General features: G+C 35.6%; 17 protein-coding genes. 12 read left to right on the plus strand and 5 right to left on the minus strand.

Features of this window, described 5'->3' with window-relative positions; translation table 11 throughout:
* The first annotated feature begins 202 nt into the window (after positions 1-202).
* The 6 genes from purH to rodA all read left to right on the plus strand — a co-directional run bounded on the left by purH (position 203) and on the right by rodA (position 7649).
* The gene (gene purH, locus DLK05_RS03435) at positions 203-1735 is read left to right on the plus strand and encodes a bifunctional phosphoribosylaminoimidazolecarboxamide formyltransferase/IMP cyclohydrolase (RefSeq protein WP_209319691.1); all 1533 of its coding nucleotides are present in this window, start codon (positions 203-205) and stop codon (positions 1733-1735) included.
* A 201-nt stretch (positions 1736-1936) separates the two neighbouring features.
* Complete coding sequence (locus DLK05_RS03440; RefSeq protein ID WP_127342587.1) at positions 1937-2959, plus strand: rod shape-determining protein; 1023 nt, start codon at positions 1937-1939, stop codon at positions 2957-2959.
* 47 nt (positions 2960-3006) lie between these two features.
* Positions 3007-3834: a rod shape-determining protein MreC gene (mreC, locus tag DLK05_RS03445; protein ID WP_127342588.1), complete on the plus strand. Its 828-nt coding sequence runs from the start codon at positions 3007-3009 to the stop codon at positions 3832-3834.
* On the plus strand, positions 3831-4349 hold the full coding sequence (locus DLK05_RS03450) for a rod shape-determining protein MreD (RefSeq protein ID WP_127342589.1): 519 nt from the start codon (positions 3831-3833) through the stop codon (positions 4347-4349). The genes mreC and DLK05_RS03450 overlap by 4 nt, the downstream gene beginning before the upstream one ends.
* Positions 4349-6187 (plus strand): penicillin-binding protein 2, encoded by a 1839-nt coding sequence (mrdA, locus tag DLK05_RS03455; protein ID WP_127342590.1) that lies wholly within the window; start codon positions 4349-4351, stop codon positions 6185-6187. Before DLK05_RS03450 ends, mrdA begins: the two co-directional genes overlap by 1 nt.
* Positions 6188-6224: 37 nt before the next feature.
* Positions 6225-7649 (plus strand): rod shape-determining protein RodA, encoded by a 1425-nt coding sequence (gene rodA / locus DLK05_RS03460; protein WP_127342591.1) that lies wholly within the window; start codon positions 6225-6227, stop codon positions 7647-7649.
* Here rodA and DLK05_RS03465 read toward each other — a convergent pair.
* Complete coding sequence (locus DLK05_RS03465; protein ID WP_127342592.1) at positions 7603-8226, minus strand: acyl carrier protein phosphodiesterase; 624 nt, start codon at positions 8224-8226, stop codon at positions 7603-7605. The two genes, rodA and DLK05_RS03465, sit on opposite strands and share 47 nt — an antisense overlap.
* Positions 8227-8512: 286 nt before the next feature.
* On the opposite strand from DLK05_RS03465, the gene DLK05_RS03470 reads away from it, so the two are divergent.
* Both DLK05_RS03470 and DLK05_RS03475 read left to right on the plus strand, forming a co-directional pair.
* Positions 8513-9868, plus strand: coding sequence for a cyclic 2,3-diphosphoglycerate synthase (locus DLK05_RS03470; RefSeq protein WP_127342593.1), 1356 nt, complete (start codon positions 8513-8515; stop codon positions 9866-9868).
* A gap of 244 nt (positions 9869-10112) precedes the next feature.
* The gene (locus tag DLK05_RS03475) at positions 10113-12614 is read left to right on the plus strand and encodes a PAS domain S-box protein (protein ID WP_127342594.1); all 2502 of its coding nucleotides are present in this window, start codon (positions 10113-10115) and stop codon (positions 12612-12614) included.
* A 17-nt stretch (positions 12615-12631) separates the two neighbouring features.
* Here the strand turns inward: DLK05_RS03475 and DLK05_RS03480 are convergent, their stop codons facing one another.
* Complete coding sequence (locus DLK05_RS03480) at positions 12632-13534, minus strand: DMT family transporter (RefSeq protein WP_127342595.1); 903 nt, start codon at positions 13532-13534, stop codon at positions 12632-12634.
* 124 nt (positions 13535-13658) lie between these two features.
* Between DLK05_RS03480 and DLK05_RS03485 the strand changes: the two genes are divergently transcribed.
* A complete protein-coding gene (locus DLK05_RS03485) occupies positions 13659-13925 on the plus strand; it encodes a hypothetical protein (protein ID WP_209319692.1) in 267 nt (88 codons plus the stop codon).
* Between the two features lie 56 nt (positions 13926-13981).
* On the opposite strand, the gene DLK05_RS03490 is transcribed toward DLK05_RS03485, so the two are convergent.
* The 3 genes from DLK05_RS03490 to lysS form a co-directional block, all read right to left on the minus strand.
* Positions 13982-15319 (minus strand): glucose-6-phosphate isomerase, encoded by a 1338-nt coding sequence (locus tag DLK05_RS03490; protein WP_127342596.1) that lies wholly within the window; start codon positions 15317-15319, stop codon positions 13982-13984.
* Positions 15320-15494: 175 nt separating this feature from the next.
* Positions 15495-16490, minus strand: coding sequence for an NAD(P)H-dependent glycerol-3-phosphate dehydrogenase (locus tag DLK05_RS03495; RefSeq protein ID WP_127342597.1), 996 nt, complete (start codon positions 16488-16490; stop codon positions 15495-15497).
* A gap of 126 nt (positions 16491-16616) precedes the next feature.
* On the minus strand, positions 16617-18338 hold the full coding sequence (gene lysS / locus DLK05_RS03500) for a lysine--tRNA ligase (protein ID WP_127342598.1): 1722 nt from the start codon (positions 18336-18338) through the stop codon (positions 16617-16619).
* A 546-nt stretch (positions 18339-18884) separates the two neighbouring features.
* On the opposite strand from lysS, the gene lipA reads away from it, so the two are divergent.
* Genes lipA through recJ form a run of 3 tightly spaced genes read left to right on the plus strand, consistent with a single transcriptional unit; the run spans position 18885 to position 22258 of the window.
* Positions 18885-19757 (plus strand): lipoyl synthase, encoded by an 873-nt coding sequence (gene lipA, locus DLK05_RS03505; RefSeq protein ID WP_127342599.1) that lies wholly within the window; start codon positions 18885-18887, stop codon positions 19755-19757.
* A gap of 60 nt (positions 19758-19817) precedes the next feature.
* Entirely contained in the window at positions 19818-20522 is a 705-nt protein-coding gene (gene lipB, locus DLK05_RS03510; protein WP_127342600.1) for a lipoyl(octanoyl) transferase LipB, read from the plus strand.
* A 23-nt stretch (positions 20523-20545) separates the two neighbouring features.
* Entirely contained in the window at positions 20546-22258 is a 1713-nt protein-coding gene (gene recJ / locus DLK05_RS03515) for a single-stranded-DNA-specific exonuclease RecJ (protein ID WP_127342601.1), read from the plus strand.
* Positions 22259-22385: the final 127 nt, after the last annotated feature.

Here is a 22385-nt window from a genome sequence, read left to right on the forward strand (position 1 = left end):
TAATATAGCTATGAAAAAGAAGTACAAAATCTTTTTTTTCATATGCCGTTTTTTTTATCAAAGTTCTTAACTTTGCACTACATTTCCACAACACATTCAAGTATTTGATAATCAATTTGTTGTCTATGTTTAGTTCTGGGATTAATTTTCCGGAAGGGAATAGGTTTATTTCAAATGTAAAATTACCCCAAAAAAAAGAATTATGAAGAGAGTGCTTATCAGTGTTTTTGATAAATCAGATGTAGTTGATTTTGCGAAAGAATTAGTTGAATTAGGATGGGAGATTATTTCAACCGGAGGAACTTCGGCTAAATTTAAGGAAGCTGGAATTTCTGTCATGGATATTTCAGATTTGACAAAATTCCCTGAATGTTTCGATGGACGTGTGAAGACTTTACATCCAAATGTTGAAGGTGGTATACTCGCTATTCGCGATAATGAAAATCACAAAAAGCAAATGCATGATCTCGGTATAGAGCCAATTGATATTGTTGTTTGTAATTTGTATCCTTTCAAGCAAACCATTTTGAATGCAGAAGCAAGTCATGAAGAAATAATTGAAAATATCGATATAGGTGGCCCAACAATGTTGAGAGCTGCTGCTAAAAATTATAAATTCGTTTCTGTTATAACCGATCCTGCTGATTACAAAAAGGTGATTTCAGAATTGAAGGAGTCCGGTGAAACGAGAGCCGCGACTAAAGAATATTTGGCAGCGAAAGTTTTTGAACATACAGCACATTACGATGCCTTAATTTCTGGTTATTTCAATAGCAAATTAAAAATATCTGATCCTCAAACTCTAACTTTAACATTCGAGAAGAAACAGGATCTTCGTTATGGTGAAAATCCGCACCAAAAGGCAACTTTTTATTCTCAAATAAAAGGAACGGAAGGAACTTTAACTGCTGCGAAAAAAATTCACGGAAAGGAATTATCCTATAATAATATAGGGGATACTGATGGTGCATTGGAAACTTTGAAAGAGTTTGAAGAGCCAACGATTGTAGCTGCGAAACATGCTAATCCTTGTGGTATTGGTAGTGCTGATTCCATTTCGGAGGCTTTCCGAAAAGCTTATGATGCTGACCCGGTGTCCATTTTTGGAGGTATTGTTGCTTCGAATAGGGAAATTGATAAAGCAACAGCTGAAATTATGAGTAGTATTTTTTTGGAAGTAATTGTTGCACCTTCCTACAGTATTGAAGCAATTAAAATCCTGACAAAAAAGAAAAATCTGAGACTTTTGGAACTAGCAAACATTTCAAAATCTGATTATTCTGCAATGAAAGGGAAAACCGTTTTGGGCGGTTTTTTAATTCAGGAAATGGATCAGAAATTATTGGGTGGAGAATTAAAAATCGTTACCGATCGACAGCCATCTGAAAAAGAAATGGAAGACTTGATGTTTGCATGGAAAACAGTAAAACATGCAAAATCAAATGGAATTGCTATAGCAAAAGATAAAACAACTTGCGGAGTTGGTCCTGGTCAGGTGAGTAGAATCTGGGCATTGGAAAATGCTATTCGACAAGGAGCAGATCGAATTCAGGGAAGTGTATTGGCCTCGGATGCCTTCTTCCCATTTGCCGATAGCGTTGAGGCAGCTCATGCAGCTGGAATCACAGCTATTATTCAGCCAGGAGGTTCAATTCGTGATCAGGAATCAATTGATTTAGCCAATAAATATGGAATTGCTATGGTATTCACCGGAATGAGGCATTTTAAGCATTAATAAATAGGAATTATTCTACTAAAAGTTAAGGAATAGATTTAATTCTTAGATGAAAGTGGGATTTCAATATATTAATTTAGAAAGTAATTGTGCTGTTTTACTTGTAATGTGTAAATTGCGTTCTATCATCAATGATGTGTTAAATCTATTCAATAATTTACAATTGAATAATCTGAAATAATAAAATTATAAAGCTACCATATGGGATTTTTTTCATTTTTAACTCAGGAGATAGCAATCGACCTTGGTACGGCCAACACAATAATTATCAGCAATGATAAAATTGTAGTTGACGAACCTTCGATTGTTGCACTCGATCGCCGCACCGAAAAAATGGTTGCAATAGGTGAAAAGGCTCGCCAAATGCAAGGTAAAACGCATGCGGATTTGAGAACCATTCGTCCTTTAAGAGACGGTGTTATTGCAGATTTTAATGCGGCAGAGCAAATGATTCGGGGAATGATCAAAATGATCAATAAAAAACCTCGATTGTTTCCTCCTTCCCTCCGAATGGTTATTTGTATTCCCTCAGGAAGTACAGAAGTGGAGATGCGTGCAGTACGGGATTCCTCTGAACATGCAGGAGGTCGGGATGTTTATATGATATATGAACCAATGGCAGCGGCAATTGGAATTGGGATTGATGTGGAAGCTCCGGAAGGAAATATGGTAGTAGATATCGGAGGAGGAACAACGGAAATTGCTGTGATTTCATTGGGAGGTATTGTGACGAATAAATCGATTCGTATAGCCGGTGATGATTTAACGTTGGATATTCAGGAATATATGCGCCATCAGCATAATATTAAAATTGGAGAACGTACTGCTGAAGAAATTAAAATACATGTGGGTTCTGCATTATCAGAATTGGAAGAACCACCAACTGATTTTCGTGTTCAAGGACCGAATCAAATGACTGCTCTGCCGATTGAGGTGCCTGTTTCCTATCAGGAAATAGCCCATTGTTTGGAAAAATCAATTTCAAAAATTGAAATAGCAATTTTAAGCGCTTTGGAACAAACACCTCCGGAATTATATGCTGATATCGTAAATAAGGGAATATATCTTGCTGGTGGAGGAGCATTACTAAGGGGTCTGGACAAAAGATTGACGGATAAAATTAATATTCCTTTTCATATAGCAGAGGATCCGTTGAGAGCAGTAGCGAGAGGTACTGGGATAGCGTTGAAAAATGTTGATAAGTTTTCCTTCTTGAGAAGATAATACTAAGGGAGAGTAATTGTAGTTATAACCAGGATTTGATTATTTGAATGAAGAATCTATTACATTTTATCGTAAGATTTCATTTTACGATTTTATTTATTGTAATTGAAGTTTTTAGTTTGTTGTTGTTGGTTAATTACAACAATTATCAAAAAACACAATTTTTGAATTCAAGCAATTTTATTAGTGGTGGGATTTATGAGAAAATTGCAGCAGTTACAGATTATTTATCCTTATCAACAAGTAATGAGGAGTTAAATCGTGAAAATACACGTCTAAATAATTTGCTGGCAGCATCTTTCAAAATGTCTGTGGATTCGTCCTATTTGTACAATGATACATTATACCAGCAGCAATATATCTATCGAACCGCAAAAATAATCAATAATTCAGTCAATAAACAGCTTAATTATATCACTCTGGATAAAGGGGAAGTACAAGGTATAAAACCAGAAATGGCAGTAGTGACGGAAAAAGGTGTTGTTGGTGTAGTAAAGAGTGTTTCCCGGAATTTTTCAACTGTCATATCTCTTCTCAATAATCGTTTGAGAATTTCTGCTAAGATCAAAAAGAATAATTATTTTGGTTCATTAAGTTGGGATGGTAAAGATTATAGAAGAGCGCGACTTTATGAAATTCCATTTCATGTGCCTATTCAACCTGGTGATACTATCTTAACCAGTGGATATTCCTCTATATTTCCTGAAGGATTATTGCTGGGTACTGTTGATGAGGTTCAACCGTCCTCGGGAAGTAATTTTCATCAGATCGTTGTGTTATTATCTAATGATTTTAAGAGTTTGTCCTATGTTAAAGTTGTAGGAGACTTATTAAAAAAAGAGAAATTGGAGCTTGAGAAAGGAGAAGAGCAATGAATACTATCGCAAAAAATTTACTTAGGTTTTTTGTTCTTATCTTTATTCAAATTGCAATATTGAATAATATTCAGATAAGTGGATTTGTAAATCCATACATCTACGTACTTTTTATTCTTCTTCTGCCATTTGAAATTCCGGGATGGTTGTTGTTGATATTATCTTTTCTGCTTGGAATTAGTATAGATATCTTTACTAATACTCTAGGAATGCATGCATCAGCATCCGTTTTTGCTGCCTTTCTTCGTCCTTATGTGTTGAATTATTTTTCTACACGAGATGGTTATGAAGTAGGAACAAGTCCGGGAATATCTGATTATGGATTCACATGGTTTTTAAAATATGCGTTGATAATAATTGTGGCACATCACAGTTTTTTATTTTTTATTGAAGTATTTTCATTCTCGAATATTAGCGAAACCTTGCTTCGAATAATTTTTAGTTCATTTTTCTCCTTGATTATAATTGTGATTTCTCAGTTTTTAGTTTTTAAAAATAGAACTAACTCATTGTAATGAATAATTTCTCAAATCGAATATATGTTATTGCAGGGATCTTTATTTTAGTAGTTCTTGTTTTTATTATTCGTTTGTTAAATCTTCAGATAATCGATGAATCCTACAAACTGTCTGCGGAGAATAATTCACAGCGACAAGTTACACAATTCCCAGCACGCGGCTTGATCTATGATCGTAATGGGAAATTATTGGTTTACAATCAGGCAGCCTACGATTTAATGATTATTCCTCGTCAAGTGAAACAGTTTGACACTATTGATTTGTGTAATCTTCTCGGTATTGATAAGAAAGATGCGCTAAAGCAAATCGCGAAAGCAAAAAAATATTCCTATCGGAAAGCATCTATTTTTTTAAAGCAACTGTCATCTGAACGTTATGCGGTATTGCAGGAGAAGCTTTATAAATTTCCTGGATTTTTTGTTCAGCCGCGTACATTAAGAAAATATCCACGACAAAGTGCAGCACATGCATTGGGTTACTTGAGAGAGGTGAATAATAAGGAAATGAAAAACGATTCCTATTATTCGCAAGGGGATTATATTGGTAAGAGTGGGATTGAAAGGACTTATGAAAAAGAATTAAGAGGAGAAAAAGGAGTAGAAATATTTTGGGTAGATGTTTATAATAGAATAAAAGGCTCTTATAAAGATGGGAAGTTTGATAAACCACCAGTTTCTGGTAAAAATCTATATTCCACTTTGGATATTGGTTTACAGGAGTATGGTGAGTTGTTGATGAGCAATAAAAAGGGTGGAATTGTTGCAATTGAGCCTAATAGTGGGGAGATACTAGCAAAGATCTCCAGTCCGGCTTATGATCCGGAAATGTTTGTAGGTAGGGCTATGAATCAAAATTATAAACGATTGGTTCAAAATGATTCACTGAAACCTTTATTTGATCGGTCAATGATGGCATTATATCCACCAGGTTCAGTCTTCAAATTGATAAATGCTTTGATAGGATTGCAAGAGAAAGTTATTACTCCAGCTACCAGATTCGAATGTCATAATGGTTATCATGTTGGAAATTTTACGATGAAATGTCATTCACATGCATCTCCTCTCGATTTGATTCATTCTATACAACTATCATGTAATGCCTATTATGCGAATGTATTTAGATCTATTTTGGAGTATCCTAAATATGGCTCTGTTCAAAATGGATTTAAAGTTTGGCGTAAACATGTTTTATCATTTGGGTTTGGAAATAAATTAGGAGCGGATTTACCAAATGAATTGAATGGCTTTATTCCTACAACTGATTATTATAAGAAAAAATACCGACGCGAAAACTGGAGAGCATTAAATGTTATTTCCTTGGCAATAGGTCAAGGAGAGTTGCTTATTACTCCTTTACAGATGGCAAATATGGTCGCGACAATTGCCAATAGGGGGTATTATTACATTCCCCACATTGCTAAGTATTTTGGGGATGGAGAGTTAATCGATGCTAAATTTATGAAACGCAAACAAACTAGTATTGACTCTGTTTATTACAAACCTGTTATAGATGGAATGGAAGAGGTGATTTCCGGAGGAGAAGGTAGTACTGGAAGATTAGCAGCTATACCTGGAATAAGGGTTTGTGGAAAAACGGGAACGGTCGAGAACCCTCATGGCGACGATCATTCTGTATTTGTAGCTTTTGCTCCTCGGGAAAATCCCAAAATTGCTATTGTTGTATATGTAGAAAATGGAGTTTGGGGAGCACGTTATGGAGCTCCAATCGCTGGACTAATGATTGAAAAATACTTGCGGGGAGAAATATCACAATCAAAGAAATGGTTAGAAAAAAGAATGATAGAGGCCGATTTAATTCATAAGAAAAAGGAATAGTTCGGTTTTATTTACCCAGATTTCAAGAGGAAAGAAAATGACTAGAAGAACGAATTTATTAAAAAGTTTAGATTGGTGGACAATTTTATTGTACGCACTTCTTGTTTTTTTAGGATGGGTAAATATATATGCAGCAGTTTATAATGAAGGGCATCAAAGTATTTTTGATATCTCTCAAAGATATGGCAAACAACTGTTATGGATTGGTGCTGCTGGTTTTATTGCTATTATTATTTTAATTATTGAAAGTAAGTTTTTTTCTGCTTTTGCATATCCTACCTATTTATTTATGCTCTTATTACTGATTTCAGTTTTAATTTTTGGTCGGGATGTTAAGGGGGCAAGATCATGGTTTGAATTCGGAGCTATTCGTTTTCAGCCTGCAGAATTTGCAAAATTTGCAACCTGTCTGGCAATTTCGCGTTATGTCACGCAATACAATTTTAAAATACATAAGATTAAATCCTTATTTATATCCTCACTGATTCTTTTTACACCAATGGCGTTAATTGTATTGCAAGGAGATGCAGGTTCTGCTTTGGTTTATAGTGTTTTCTTATTAGTTCTTTATAGAGAGGGATTGTCTGGGATAGTTTTGTTCTTAGGGTTTTTAGCTGCTTTGCTTTTTATCTTTACACTATTATGGTCAAAACTCACCATATTACTCCTGATTTTGAGTGTTAGTTTGATTGCAGCTAAACTATCTGGTCTCAAATGGAAAAATTTTGGGCTTGGCATTTTAATTATGGGTGCATTCAGTTCTTTGATTTGGATTACAGGCAAGATTCTTAATTTGCACTTTTCCAGTTATTTTATTGTGATTGTATCTATGGTTTTGTGCATAATTCCATTTCTATTTTTCACATACAAACAGAAGTTGCGCAATGTGGCGTGGATTATACTTATTAGTTTTTGTAGTTTGTTCTATTCTTTTTCAGTAGGATACATCTTTAGTAATGTATTGGAACAACACCAGCGAACAAGAATTAATGAACTGCTTGGTATTGAATCCGATCCATATGGAGCAGGCTATAATGTTGCACAATCCAAAATTGCTATCGGATCAGGCGGATTTACAGGGAAAGGTTTTCTTAATGGCACACAAACCAAATTTAAATTTGTCCCGGAACAGAGTACCGATTTTATATTTTGTACGGTTGGTGAAGAGTGGGGATTTGTTGGAGCAACAGTTGTACTTCTCCTGCTATTAACCTTGATTCTGCGTCTTCTTATTCTTGCTGAAAGACAAAGATCTTCATTCAGCAGAGTTTATGGATATGGGGTAGCATGTATCCTCTTTTTTCATCTGGCAGTAAATGTAGGGATGACACTTGGACTCGCTCCTGTTATAGGTATTCCTTTGCCATTTTTTAGTTATGGTGGTTCCTCCTTATGGTCATTTACCATTCTTTTATTTATCTTCCTTCGTTTAGATGCCAATCGTTTGGAGTTGTTACGCTAATGTTATGGTTTTGTGAGATATGCCCGAGTATGTCTGGCATGAAAGAGCGAAATTCTGCTTCAAATTCCTGATAGTAATCTGCTAGAATCTGCATTGCAAATCCAGATTGATCTGGCAGGCTGGTTCTTCTTGCCATGATATCTAAAGCTGTACTAACACCTTCCAAATCAGCATAACTTTCTAACCTTCTACTTTTTATTAAAAATGGGAGAAAGAATTTTACTTCTTTAGGGAGTTTTAAATAATTACGGATAAGAATTTCGTGGGTATTATTAACAAATTTAGACATAGCTATGGGATGGAATTGATCCCAGTACTTCGCTAAAAAATGATCGTAGAAGATATCAACAACAACTCCACCATATCGTTGGTAGCCTTTTTTTAGGCGATTGGCGCTTTTTAAAACCATCGGATGTTTATCCGTAAAGGCATCAATACTTCTATGCAGGAGAATCCCTTTTTGAATTTCCTTAGGATAGTTCTGGTATTTTTTTCCTTTGACGTAATCACCTATAAAGTTTCCAATTTTTATTTTTTCTGAATCACCAGAGAGATATAAATGAGCTAAAAAATTCATAAATCTAATTTCGTATTGGCTAAATGTAGTAAAAAAAGAGGAAGGCTGAATCTGATGCTAAGGCTTGGATAGAATTCCAGAATATTATTGATGTAAATTCCGAAAAGATGTATTCAAACCCAATAAGTTACATTGATTATAAGTCAATGTCAAATTAAACCGTAATGTTAAGGAACACGCAAAATCATCTAAAGTTAAGTGTTTGTATATTAGATTATCTCTGATAAAGTTCCTAATTTATATCTTAATACATTTAATTTTAATTTTAACGAAAAAAGGAGAAGTTATGGCTAAAAAAAATGTCATTATTATTGGTGCTGCAGGTCGTGATTTTCACAATTTCAACACCTATTTCAGAGACAATTCAGAGTACAATGTAGTTGCTTTTACAGCAGCTCAGATTCCGGATATTGATGGGAGAAAGTATCCGGCAGAACTATCTGGAGTTTTATATCCGGAGGGAATTCCAATTTTTGCAGAGAAAGATCTCCCCAAATTGATTAAGGATTATTGTATTGATGATTGTGTCTTCTCATATTCAGATGTTTCCTATCAGAAAGTGATGGGTATAAGTGCTATTGTTAATGCTGCTGGTTCTAATTTTAAATTATTAGGTCCAGGAGATACTATGATAAAAAGTAATAAACCAACCATTGCTGTGGTGGCCACACGTACTGGTTGTGGTAAATCTCAAACTTCACGTAAAGTGATTGAAGCTATAATGGCTAAAGGTTTAAAGGTGATTGCAATTCGTCATCCGATGCCTTATGGTGATTTAGTTGCTCAAAAAGTGCAACGGTATGCAAAGATTGAGGATCTGAAAAAACACCAATGTACCGTTGAAGAAATGGAGGAATACGAGCCTCATGTAATACGAGGAAATGTAATTTATGCCGGTGTGGATTATGAGGCAATTGTTCGTGCAGCAGAGGAGGATCCAGATGGTTGTGATGTGATTCTTTGGGATGGAGGAAATAATGACTTTTCTTTCTATAAACCTGATTTGACAATTACTGTTGCCGATCCACATCGTCCAGGTACCGAATTGAGTTATTATCCTGGTGAAGTAAATCTTCGATTGGCCGATATTGTTGTAATTAATAAGATGGATTCTGCTTCTCCTGAGGGAATTCAAACCGTTCGGGAGAGTATTGCAAAGGTAAATCCAAATGCAATCGTTGTGGATGGTGCTTCTCCCATTAGGGTTGATAATCCGGAATTGATTCGTGGTAAACGGGTTTTAATCGTCGAGGATGGTCCAACCTTAACTCATGGCGAGATGAAAATTGGTGCTGGTACTATTGCTGCTCGTAAATTTGGGGCTGCAGAGGAAATAGATGTTCGTCCTTTTTTGGTTGGTAAGCTTAAGGAAACATTTGAAATATATCCAAATATTGGAAATATTCTTCCGGCAATGGGGTATTCCGATCAGCAATTGAAAGACTTGGAAATTACAATTAATAATAGTGATTGCGATTCAGTGGTTATTGGAACTCCTATTGATTTGAATAGGATCATTAAGATTAATAAACCTAACACTCGTGTTTATTACGATCTAGAGGAAATTGGAGATCCCAAACTCTCTCAGATAATAGATCAATTTGTGAAAGAATATCATTTAGATAAGCAGATGGTTGAATAAAATAAAATCTAAATGTAGGATTAGTTAGGAGTGGATTAAATCTGCTCCTTTCTTTTTGAATTTAACATCCGTTTGAGATTATTGTATTGGGACTTAATTTTTCATCAGTATATCTTAAAAAACACATCAAAAACCCAAACCTTATCGCTTCCTATAAGTATAAAATACTTTGTTATCCGATTAAATCAAAAAGAAAATCGAGTAGTAAAAAATGACTTTAAAAATGAAACTACTATACTAATTTATGGATATTTCTATTTTATTAAGCCTAATCCAAAATACGGCTATATTAATCTGCTTTAGTATTTTATACGAATACCTTTGGATTAAAAAAAAGAATTCAATCTCCTTAAAAAATAAAATCTGTTCTGGACTTATTATTGGTGGAATTGGAATTGTTTTAATGATTTCGGGTATAAAGACTGCTCCGGGATTTGTTTTTGATACCAGATCTGTAATTCTTTCAATTTCCGGTTTATTTTTTGGAGCTATACCAACACTTGTTGCGATGCTGGTTACAGCAATTTATCGTATTTCAATTGGTGGTGAGGGATTGTACATGGGAATTGCTGTAATACTGACTTCCGGACTTATTGGTATTTATTGGAAAAAGATAAATCCTCGAATTGGAGATCAATCTCAATGGTTTGATTTGTTGTTAATGGGTTTGTTGGTGCATGTTGTAATGCTTTTTTCTACACTTTTATTACCTCAGGAGAAAATTTTAAATACGCTTTCTTACCTCATTATTCCACTATTGACAGTATATCCTTTGGGAAATATGGTTTTAGGATTATTTATGAATAAACAGTTAGAAAACTGGCAAAATAGAGAGGCTTTATTTACTACTGAAAAAAAGTACAGTCGATTGTATAATAGTATGAATGATGTATTTATAGCAATGGATCTAAGTACTAATATTGTAGAATGTAATGCTGCATTTCGCAGTTTAATGGGATATTCCGAGAAGGAAATATTGAATTTTAAATGGAAAGACTTAACACCTGAAATATGGCATAAAAAGGACGATCAAATTATAAGAGATCAGGTTTTGGTAAAGGGTAGTTCATCCGTTTATGAGAAGGAAATGATTTGTAAGAACGGACAAGTTGTACCGGTTGAACTACGTATTCACCTTTTAATGGATGAACCTGATAATCCAGTAGTATTATGGGCTTTAGTGCGAGATATTTCCACTAGAAAAGAAGTGATTAGGCAAATTGATGATGAGAGAGTAAGATTAAAAACATTATTAGAAACGGTTCCGGAAATGATCTGGTTGAAGGATAGAAACGGAATTTATATTTCCTGTAATAAGAATTTTGCAGAATTTAATTCTATTTCAGAAGATAAATTAATCGGTTCTTCTGATGTGCAATTGTATAATAAAGAACTTGCAGATTTTTATTATCAAAAGGATTTGGAGGTAATTGAAAGCAAAAAGGAGATACGATTTGTGTGCTGGGCAGAATCTGTAACCAAAGACAAACGTATCCTTACCGAAACGATTAAAACTCCGATGTATGATGCGGATGGTGAAATTATTGGAGTACTGGGGGTTTCTCGGGATATTTCTGAATTAAAGAAGGCAGAGCAAAAACTAAAAGCTGCATTAGAGAAAGCGAAAGAAAGCGACAAATTAAAATCAATATTTCTTGCCAATATGAGCCATGAGATTCGAACTCCGATGAATGCTATTTTGGGTTTTTCTGAGCTGCTGGTCGATTCGGGTCTTGAGGAAGTTGAAAGGTTTCAATATGTAAATATTATTCAAAATGCCGGCAACAGATTGCTCCAAATTATTGATGACGTAGTGGATATTTCAAAATTGGAATTGAATCAGGTTTTGGTTAAAAAATCTCCATTTAATCTGTGTGCGATGTTGCAGGAAAGTGTAGAGGCCTTTAAAGGAGATGATATTTTATCCAATAAACCACAGGTTAGTTTGTATTTGGAGGACAACAAAAAACGTAGGTTTTTAAATATTAATACCGATCGAAATAGAACTCAGCAAATATTGGATAATTTAATTAGTAATGCCATAAAATTTACCAATTCAGGTAGGATAGAAGTTGGTTATTCGGTACGGGAGGTAGAAAATAAATCATTTGTACAGATATTTGTATCGGATCAGGGAATAGGTATTCCAAAGGAAAAACAAGAGATTATTTTTGAACGATTTAGGCAAGGAGATGAGGATGATTTTATAGATGGTACAGGTTTAGGATTAAGTATATCAAAAGGGCTGGTAGGATTATTAGGAGGTAAGATTTGGTTCGATTCAGAAGTCGGAAAGGGAAGTACTTTCTACTTTACGATACCACTTTCAGAGGACGAAAAAGGGAAAGAATCTAAGTCTATCGGGAGAGCTACCTATGAGAATTTAAATCAAAAAACCATATTGATTGCAGAGAATGATTATAATTCTTTTTTGTATGTAAAAAAGCTTTTTGATGGGGAAAATGTAAAAATCTTCTATGCGGAGAATGGCGTCGAGATGATGAATAGTTTTAGGGACACCAATCCGGATTTATTAATTATGGATGTGAATATTCCAGGAAAGGATGGATTGGAATGTTTGGAGGAGTTGAAAAATAGAGCTGTTGATACCAGGATTATCGTGCAAACAGCTTTTGTATTAAAGGAAGAGGAAGATAAATGTCGCCAGGCAGGATGCCATGGATATCTTACCAAACCGTTTAATAAAGCTCAATTATTTGAAGAGATCAGGAAAGCCCTATCTTAAAAACATTATTTCTGTTTTTATTTGTTTTTTAAGGAATACGCATCCCCGATCGAAATAATTAAAATTCCGAGAATCGTTAAAATTCCACCAATCATCTGGTTTTGAGGAGGCAGGATATTAAGGAACAGAAAACTCCCAATAATTATAAATAGGCTCCTCGAAGTACCAATTAAAGTGGTGATAGAAGCATCAACGAAACGAAGTGAGGCAAAGGTTAAGGCGATTCCCAGAAAAGGACCTAATATGGATCCCACAAGAATGTATAAAACAGAATTGCGGGTATAAATCGGAAATTCCAGAAAATAGATATTGTATAAAATAAAACCGCCAAATAGAAAAAATGTTCTGCAAATCGTAATCATCAAGGCAGGTAATTTTTGAATCTGAGTTCTGGCTAAAACCAGACTTATTCCATAGAAGAATGCAAACACTAAAGCAGCAAGACTAGATGGTGCAAAAATTAATTCCCAGGTAAATCCAACTGAAGTCCAGTTCATGATAATTACTCCAAATAAAGTGACTGCTACTCCTAGAATTGCCGTCCAGCTATATCTAATTCGAAGGAAAACAAAACTAATCAGCATTACAAAAATAGGACTGGTATTTGCAAGAAAGGAAACCACTGCCGGATTAGTGCTTAATTTTATAGAAAGGAAAAATGCCGTAATAGATACAAGCTCTGAGCATCCTATGAGAAGAAGAATATATTTAGATCTCCTTGGTATTTTTGGAAATTTATGTTTGGTAAAAAACCAGTAATAGAATAGGTTATAGATCAACGCCAGGCCAAACCACAACAATCCAAACGCAGGAAGATTGATATCCTGCATAGCCATTTTGCTGAAAATATATACATTAGAAAAGCTAATAGCGGCTATTAATGCCAGCAAACTGCCCTTCAGTTTAACGGATAAAATCATTGATTTGCTTGATTTGTTCGCAAATGTAATTAAAACACTTGATTTTTATCGACTTGTAACGTAACACCTCTGTGTTATGTCGGGTAAAGAATTTGTTTCAAAATATTTTAATATATTCGTCTCGATGGAAATTAATTTATTATTTGCTGCTTTAGCCACTTTTGTCTTGAATATGCCTTTTGGTTATATTCGACATGGCTTTAAAAAATTTTCTTTTCTGTGGTTCTTAGCAATTCATTTACCAATACCTTTTGTCGTATTGTTCCGGTATTTATTTGGATTAGGATTTCAATTATACACCTATCCTGTAATGGTAATAGCATTTTTTTCAGGACAGTATTTTGGGAAAAGGATTCGAATCTATTACGAGGCTAAGAAACAGAAAAATTAGATACATAAAAAAAGACCGTTATTAATAACGGTCTTTTTTTATGAGGTGAAAATCCTTTACAGTCGTTCTTTAATTTTTTTGCTTGCTTCTTCAAATCCTGGTTTTTCCAACAAGGCAAACATATTGCTTTTGTATGCTTCCACTCCGGGTTGGTCAAATGGATTCACATCCAAAATATAACCACTTACACCACATGCCAATTCGAAGAAATAAAGAAGTTCCCCAAGATAGAATTCATTTAATCTGGGTAACTCGATTCGTAAATTTGGAACACCTCCGTCAACGTGAGCCAGTTGAGTTCCAAGTTCAGCCATTTTATTCACTTGATCAACATGTTTTCCTGCCAGATAATTGAGTTTATCCAGGTTATTCTTGTCTTCTGGAATCAAAACCGAATGATTTGATTGTGCAATGGAAATAACAGTTTCAAAAATATTGCGTTGGCCTTCCTGAATATATTGTCCCATCGAGTGAAGGTCACTTGTTAAATCAACACTAGCAGGAAAAATTCCTTTATTCTCTTTGCCTTCACTTTCTCCATACAATTGTTTCCACCATTCCCCTATGTTATGAAGTTTTGGATTGTAATTGGCTAAAATTTCGATGCCTTTCCCTTTAGCATACAATGCATTTCGGGTTGCAGCATAAAGTAAAGCTGGATTTTCATCAAATGCAGCTGCTACAGAGTAGTTTTGCATAGATTGAGCACCTTTTACCAATTCTTTAATATTGTGACCAGCTACAGCGATAGGAAGCAATCCAACAGGTGTAAGTACAGAATATCTGCCTCCTACATTGTCAGAAATAACAAATGTCTTGTAATTCTCTTGTTCTGCCAAGGATCTTAAGGCTCCTTTGGATTCATCAGTAATTGCAACAATTCTTTCGCGAGCTTCCTCTTTACCAACATTTTTTTCAAGCAATTCTTTTAACAGGCGAAAAGCAATAGCTGGTTCTGTTGTAGTTCCCGATTTGGAAATTACACAGATACCAAACTCTACCTCTTTTAAAACTTGCATTAGTTCGAAAAGATAGTCTTCGCTGATATTCTGACCTGCATAAAGTACGATAGGGTTTTCATTAGGACTTAGATGATCAAAATTATTTGCCAATGCATCGTTTACTGCTTTAGCTCCCAGATAGGATCCTCCAATACCGATAACAACCAAAACTTCAATTCTCTCTTTTAGTGAATTCGCAGTTGCTTCCAGATCATTTAAATCTTTCTCAGATATTTGAGAGGGTAATTCTACCCAACCCACATAATCATTTCCTTTGCCGGTTCCTTTTTGAAGGGAAATCAAATGTTTTTTGCTTTCTTCCTCAAATTTAAAAACCTCTTTTTTAGTAACAAAGCCAAGAGATTTTTCAATGTCCAACTTAATGTGTTCCATTTTGTTCAAATTAATTTTTTTATTTCCCCGATAGTCTGAACCGATTCCCCTCCGAATAAAACGACAATCGCAAAAATAAATATTTGTATTTAGTTAATTTTTAATGATAAAGCAATTTCGCCAAGCTTCTAAACAGAGATAATATTTTATTCAAAAATACTTCGAAAAATAGATTTTAGCGTAAATCCTCTGTTAATAATTTAATTTCTATTGCCGGAGAAATTTTTTCGTATAGAATATTGTACACTGCCTTCATGATTGGCATGTGAACGTTATATTCATCATTAATTTCTTTGATACAATTGACAGCATAGTATCCTTCAGCAATCATATGCATTTCTAGTTGAGCTGTTTTTACGGTATAGCCTTTCCCAATCATAGTCCCAAATGTGCGGTTTCTACTAAACTGTGAATAGCAGGTAACCAGTAAATCACCCAGATAAGCAGAACTTTTAATATCTCTGGTGATTGGGTGTACCGTATCAACAAAGCGTTTAATTTCCTGAATTGCATTTGATATTAGTACAGCCTGAAAGTTGTCTCCGTAGCGTAATCCGTGACAGATGCCGGCAGCAATGGCAATAACATTTTTTAGTACTGCGGCATATTCAGTACCATAAATATCATCTGAAATGGTAGTTTTTATATACGAGCATTCCAAATTTAGTGCAAGCACTCTGGCTTTTTTGGTATCCAAACAAGAAATTGTCAAATAGGATAATCTTTCCATTGCCACCTCTTCAGCATGACACGGACCGGAAATAATACCAATACTATCAAAAGGAACCTGATAGATTTCATGGAAAAATGTTCCGATTATCATGTTCTCATCCGGCACAATACCTTTTATCGCCGAAACTATGAATTTCTCTTTCAGACTAACGGTGAGATTCTTAAGTGCACTTTTTAGAAAAGCTGACGGAATTGCGAAAATGAGTACATCAGATTGAAGTACTATTTCATTGATATCATTAAAGAATTGAATGTGATCAACATCAAATTCAGCGCCTGTCAAATATCTTGGATTATGGCTTAATTGTTTAAACTTTGCGATAGTTTCCGGATTTCGCATGTACCAATTGATTTCCAAATTATTTTCGCGAAGGATTTTTGCAATTGCAGTTGCCCAACTGCCACCTCCAATAATAGCAATTCTCGACGTTTCATTCATAAAGATGTGGATAAAGTGAAGTATTAAGAGAAATATTTCTGTAACCTACAGCTCTCTAATTTAATAAATATCGGAGGAAGGGAAAAATCCCAAGCCTCCGATATCTTTATATTTTGTTATTTCGAACTAAGATAACCAGGAAACTACTTCGTCCTGACTAGGGTTTTTCAATCCCATTTTTAATTTTTTATTCCAACCACAAATTTCCTGATGTAATTTGTTTGGCTTTTCTTCTTTCAAAGCTGCAACGGTGTGGAAGCCAGCTTTACGGATGATTGGTACCCATTCTTTTGCAATTCCTAAATCTACGAATTTATCATCGCCATCACGATCGGCCTTTTTCTCCGGTCTCATTTGTGGGAAGAATAAAACATCTTGTATGGATGCCGAATTTGTCATGAGCATAACCAATCTGTCAATTCCGATTCCCATTCCAGATGTAGGAGGCATACCATATTCTAGTGCACGAACAAAATCCATATCAATAAACATGGCTTCGTCATCTCCTTTTTCACTTAATTTCATCTGATCCTGAAAGCGCTCCAATTGATCAATTGGATCGTTTAATTCAGAGTAGGCATTACAAAGTTCTTTTCCGTTTACCATCAATTCGAATCGTTCGGTAAGCTCTGGATTCTCTCTGTGTTTTTTACAAAGCGGCGACATCTCAACAGGATAGTCGGTGATGAAGGTTGGTTGAATGTAATTTCCTTCGCATTTCTCTCCGAAAATTTCATCAATCAATTTTCCTTTACCCATGGTTTCATCAGCTTCGATATCTAGTTTTTTACAAACCTCTTGAAGCTGTTCTTCATTCATTCCATTAATGTCGATTCCGGTATGTTCCTTAATCGAATCTATCATAGAGATTCTTTTAAATGGACGTTTAAAGTCAATCTCCTTGTCGGCAACCGTAACTTTAGTAGTACCATGAAGATCCATGGCAACTTTCTCAATCATTTGCTCGGTAAAATCCATCATCCAATTGTAATCCTTGTAGGCTACATAGATTTCCATTACCGTAAATTCGGGATTGTGAGTGCGATCCATTCCTTCGTTACGGAAGTCCTTGGCAAATTCATAAACACCTTCAAACCCACCAACAATTAGTCGTTTCAGGTAAAGCTCATTTGCAATTCTCATATACAAGGGAATATCCAAAGCATTGTGATGAGTGATAAACGGACGAGCCGATGCTCCACCTGGAATCGCTTGCAGTATTGGTGTCTCCACCTCTAAATATCCATTGCCATTAAACAACTCTCGCATGGAGTTGATGACCTTTGATCGGCTGATGAAAACATCCTTCACGTGAGGATTCACAATTAGATCAACGTAACGCTGGCGGTAACGCAATTCAGGATCACTAAACGAATCATATATTTTACCATCTTTTTCCTTCACAATAGGAAGCGGACGTACTGATTTTGAAAGAACAGTCATTTCGGTAGTATGAATAGATGTTTCACCTACCTTAGTTTTGAACACGTATCCCTTAATTCCAATAAAATCACCTATATCCAATAGCTTTTTGAATACAGTGTTATAAAGAGTTTTATCCTCATCCGGACAAATATCATCTCTTGTAATATAAACCTGAATTCTTCCTTTCGAATCCTGAAGTTCAATAAAAGAAGCCTTTCCCATGATTCTGCGACTCATGATTCTACCGGCAATACAAACTTCCTGGTAATTGTTCTTTTCAGGATCGTAATTCTCAAGTATTTCTGAGGAGTAGGTATCTACCTTATATTGTGCAGCAGGGAATGGGTTAATACCCAAAGTTTGCATTTCCTTAAGGGAATTTCTTCTAATGATTTCTTGTTCACTAAGTTCTAACGCATTCATTTTATTCTCGATAAAGTTTATTCGGGTGCAAAGATATAATAATCTGTGCAATATGTGTATTCAAGCATGCAATTGAGTACAAAATTAGGTACGCAAAGGTTGGCATTAGCTTTAAGTATTATTTAAGCAGAGAACTGTATTCGTGTACATTGAGAATGTGAATATGTAGAAATTCCCTTAAGCTCGTCGGAAATATATTGCTTTTATACTTTCCAATTTAGTGATTCAGATTAATATCTATGCAAGCTATTTTGCCACGCATTGTTTTAAAGTATTTATTTCTTAGTATTGTATGAAAATCCACAGTATTTAGAATGGTTAAGAATAGTGTTGAGCGTTTTACCGCTTAAAAACATGATGAAATTCATCCTTAATTAAAAGGTTTCGAATACCTTTGCATGCGTTTGGTGTAAATCTAAATGCAGAATTTATTTTAGCGCTTACTGTGGGTTTCACGATTTTGATTTATCGGTTAATACAAGAAAGAAGCTCTTGTAAAATTGTACATGGAACAAGCAGTATTTGATGTGATAAAAAGACGAAAAAATGAAGATAAAAAGAAAGCCGGATTGGTTAAAAATACAATTGCCCAAAGGGGATGATTATGCCTATGTAAATGGCATTGTACAGGAGCATGGTTTGCATACTATTTGTTCCAGTGGGAAATGTCCGAATGTTGGAGAATGCTGGGGAAATGGAACTGCCACTTTTATGATATTGGGAAATATCTGTACCCGGGCTTGTAAATTTTGCAATGTTCCAACAGGAAAACCTTTAGCTGCCGACTGGAATGAACCAATCCGCTTGGCACGTTCCATTAAGCTGATGAAGTTAAAACATGCCGTGATTACATCGGTTGACCGGGATGACTTGGACGATGGCGGTTCTGGAATATGGGCAGAAACAATTCGTTGTATCAAGGAGACAACTCCCGAGACTACGCTTGAGGTATTAATTCCCGATTTTAATGGAAAGCAGGAAGATATCCAAAGAGTGATTGATCAAAACCCGGAAGTAATCTCCCATAATATGGAAACCGTACGACGCTTAACCGGTGAGGTGAGGAGTAGAGCAAAATACGATTTAAGTTTGCAAGTATTAAAACAAATTGCTGACGCTGGAATAGTTGCAAAATCAGGAATAATGCTTGGTTTAGGCGAAACCGAAGAGGAAATATATCAGGTAATGGATGATTTGCTTGCTGTTGGGGTAAAGGTGATGACAATTGGTCAGTATCTTCAGCCTACTCGCAATCACCTAACGGTGCAAGAATATATTACACCAGAGACTTTCAAAAAATACGAAGAGGTGGGACTTGAAAAAGGATTTACCTTTGTAGAAAGTACTCCCTTGGTGCGATCTTCCTACCATGCAGAGCGACATGTAAATGCTCTGAATTTAAAACGAGTTATAAAATAACCACAAGGCTTATCTTACTAACAGATAAGCCTGTTTTACTTTGCAAGCTACTTTTACAAGATGAATAAGACAATATTTAGAGATTTAGGCTCGATTGATTATAAGGAGGCCTGGGATTATCAGGAGAATTTATTTCAGGAAGTACTTCAATCTCGTCAGCAAAATGCTGATCTTCCTGTCGATCAGAAAAATTTTAGCGACAACTATCTTCTATTCTGTGAACATCCACATGTATATACCTTAGGCAAGAGTGGAAAAGAGCAGAATTTACTTCTGGATATGCTTCAGCTTCAGGCAAAAGAAGCAAGTTTTCATAAAATAAATCGTGGCGGCGATATTACCTATCATGGACCGGGTCAGATTGTTGGCTATCCAATTCTGAATCTGGAGCTGTTTGATATGGGAATAAAAAAATATATCGATACGCTGGAACAAGCAGTAATCAACTGTATTGCTGATTATGGGATACAAGGGACTCGTTTAGAGGGAGCAACCGGAGTTTGGTTGGATATCGATACTCCCAGAGTTCGCAAGATATGTGCTATTGGCGTTCGCATCAGTCGTTGGGTTAGCATGCACGGATTTGCCTTTAATGTAAATACCGATCTTAAATATTTTAACTACATCAATCCTTGTGGATTTGTGGATAAGGGAGTAACATCTTTGCAAAAAGAATTAGGGAAAGAGCTTGATATTGAAGAAGTAAAACATAATTTGAAAAATCATATTGCCAATCTGTTTGATATGAAGCTGGAAATTGACTAATTTGGCTAGCTAAATTCTATTATATGGAAAAGAGATGGGTAATTCATGAGCCTGAAAATGAAGAAACGGTTTGTTCGCTGATGGAGTCATTAGGAGTGGATCGGGTGATTGCCAATTTGTTAGTGCAAAGAGGAATTACTGATTTCGATATGGCGAAAGCATTTTTTCGTCCCAGTCTTGATGACTTACTAGATCCTTTTCTGATGAAAGATATGACGGAAGCGGTAGATCGTATTGTTTCAGCAATGGAGAAGCAGGAACGAGTATTGATTTACGGCGACTATGATGTAGATGGAACTACATCGGTGGCACTCGTTTATACTTATCTCCGATCTCGTTTCGATTTTATCGATTACTATATTCCCGATCGTTATTCCGAGGGATATGGAATCTCTACCAAAGGAATAGATTATGCCGCCGAAAATAATGTGAGTCTGGTAATTGCGCTGGATTGCGGTATCAAAGCAATGGAGAGAATCGACTATGCCAATACAAAAGGTATCGATTTTATCATTTGCGATCATCATACACCTGGCGATGACTTACCTCAGACAGTAGCCGTTCTCGATCCTAAACGGGAAGATTGCACTTATCCTTGCGATGCCCTTTCGGGATGTGGAGTAGGTTTCAAGCTGATGCAAGGCTTGTCTATAAAAATGAACTGGCCTTTTGGAGATCTTATTCCTCTTCTCGATCTGCTTGCCGTGAGTATTGCTTCTGATATTGTCCCTATCACCGGCGAGAATAGAATTCTAACTTATTTTGGTTTAAAGCAGTTGAATAATAGTCCACGAGTTGGTCTGAAAACCATTATCAATTTAGCTGGAGTAGACAAAGATCTTTCCGTGAATGATATTGTTTTTAAAGTTGGACCACGCATTAATGCAGCAGGAAGAATTCAGTCGGGAAATCGGGCAGTGCAGCTATTAGTGGCAGAAAAAAAGGATGTGGCTACCCTGATTGGGGACACCATTGACGGGTTGAATGAAGATCGAAAAGAATTAGATCATAGTATTACTGATGAGGCTTTGCAGCGAGTAGCCTCCAATAAAGCATTGCTCGAAAAAAAGAGCACTGTATTATTTGATAGGGATTGGCACAAAGGAGTGATAGGCATTGTTGCTTCTCGAATGATAGAAACCTATTACAAGCCAACCGTAATTCTAACCGAATCTAATGGATTCGCTACCGGAAGTGCCCGATCTGTTGAAGGCTTTGATCTGTATAATGCCATTTCGGAATGTAGTGATCTGTTGGAAAACTTTGGTGGGCATAAATATGCTGCCGGCTTAACCATGAAGATTGAAAATGTTGGTGCTTTTCAAAAGCGATTTGAAGAATATGTGTGCGAAAATATAACGCACGACATGCTTACTCCACAAATAAATGTGGATGCAGTTATCAAATTATCCGATATTACCCCTAAGTTTTTTCGTGTATTGAAACAATTTGAACCTTTTGGTCCTAAAAATATGACTCCGGTATTTGTAAGCGAAAAAGTGGTTGATTATGGATACAGTCGCCCGGTTGGCAGAAATAAAGAGCATTTAAAACTCTCTGTGGTTGATGATATCCGGGAAGGCAATGTGAAAGGTGGAATTGCTTTTTCTATGGGGAAATTTTATCCAAAATTATCTAGCGGTGTTCCTTTTGATGTTTGTTATTCCCTTCAGGAAAACGAGTACATGGGTAAAACCGAAACACAACTAATGGTACGCGATATTAAATTTGAGTAGTATAAATTCATGTATTATTTATTTAGTCCAACATCTTCCGGTACATTACAATCTCTTCTAACTAAATGCATTTACCATGTGAATATTCAAGAAAGATTCGCGATCTATTAAATTCTTAATATTAGGG

The organism is Ancylomarina longa, assembly GCF_003996985.1.
Taxonomy (GTDB): domain Bacteria; phylum Bacteroidota; class Bacteroidia; order Bacteroidales; family Marinifilaceae; genus Ancylomarina_A; species Ancylomarina_A longa.

Coding starts and splice junctions, on each gene's coding strand:
- purH (WP_209319691.1), top strand. CDS start 203: ATGAAGAGAGTGCTTATCAGTGTTTTTGATAAATCAGATGTAGTTGAT.
- DLK05_RS03440 (WP_127342587.1), top strand. CDS start 1,937: ATGGGATTTTTTTCATTTTTAACTCAGGAGATAGCAATCGACCTTGGT.
- mreC (WP_127342588.1), top strand. CDS start 3,007: ATGAAGAATCTATTACATTTTATCGTAAGATTTCATTTTACGATTTTA.
- DLK05_RS03450 (WP_127342589.1), top strand. CDS start 3,831: ATGAATACTATCGCAAAAAATTTACTTAGGTTTTTTGTTCTTATCTTT.
- mrdA (WP_127342590.1), top strand. CDS start 4,349: ATGAATAATTTCTCAAATCGAATATATGTTATTGCAGGGATCTTTATT.
- rodA (WP_127342591.1), top strand. CDS start 6,225: ATGACTAGAAGAACGAATTTATTAAAAAGTTTAGATTGGTGGACAATT.
- DLK05_RS03465 (WP_127342592.1), bottom strand. CDS start 8,226: ATGAATTTTTTAGCTCATTTATATCTCTCTGGTGATTCAGAAAAAATA.
- DLK05_RS03470 (WP_127342593.1), top strand. CDS start 8,513: ATGGCTAAAAAAAATGTCATTATTATTGGTGCTGCAGGTCGTGATTTT.
- DLK05_RS03475 (WP_127342594.1), top strand. CDS start 10,113: ATGGATATTTCTATTTTATTAAGCCTAATCCAAAATACGGCTATATTA.
- DLK05_RS03480 (WP_127342595.1), bottom strand. CDS start 13,534: ATGATTTTATCCGTTAAACTGAAGGGCAGTTTGCTGGCATTAATAGCC.
- DLK05_RS03485 (WP_209319692.1), top strand. CDS start 13,659: ATGGAAATTAATTTATTATTTGCTGCTTTAGCCACTTTTGTCTTGAAT.
- DLK05_RS03490 (WP_127342596.1), bottom strand. CDS start 15,319: ATGGAACACATTAAGTTGGACATTGAAAAATCTCTTGGCTTTGTTACT.
- DLK05_RS03495 (WP_127342597.1), bottom strand. CDS start 16,490: ATGAATGAAACGTCGAGAATTGCTATTATTGGAGGTGGCAGTTGGGCA.
- lysS (WP_127342598.1), bottom strand. CDS start 18,338: ATGAATGCGTTAGAACTTAGTGAACAAGAAATCATTAGAAGAAATTCC.
- lipA (WP_127342599.1), top strand. CDS start 18,885: ATGAAGATAAAAAGAAAGCCGGATTGGTTAAAAATACAATTGCCCAAA.
- lipB (WP_127342600.1), top strand. CDS start 19,818: ATGAATAAGACAATATTTAGAGATTTAGGCTCGATTGATTATAAGGAG.
- recJ (WP_127342601.1), top strand. CDS start 20,546: ATGGAAAAGAGATGGGTAATTCATGAGCCTGAAAATGAAGAAACGGTT.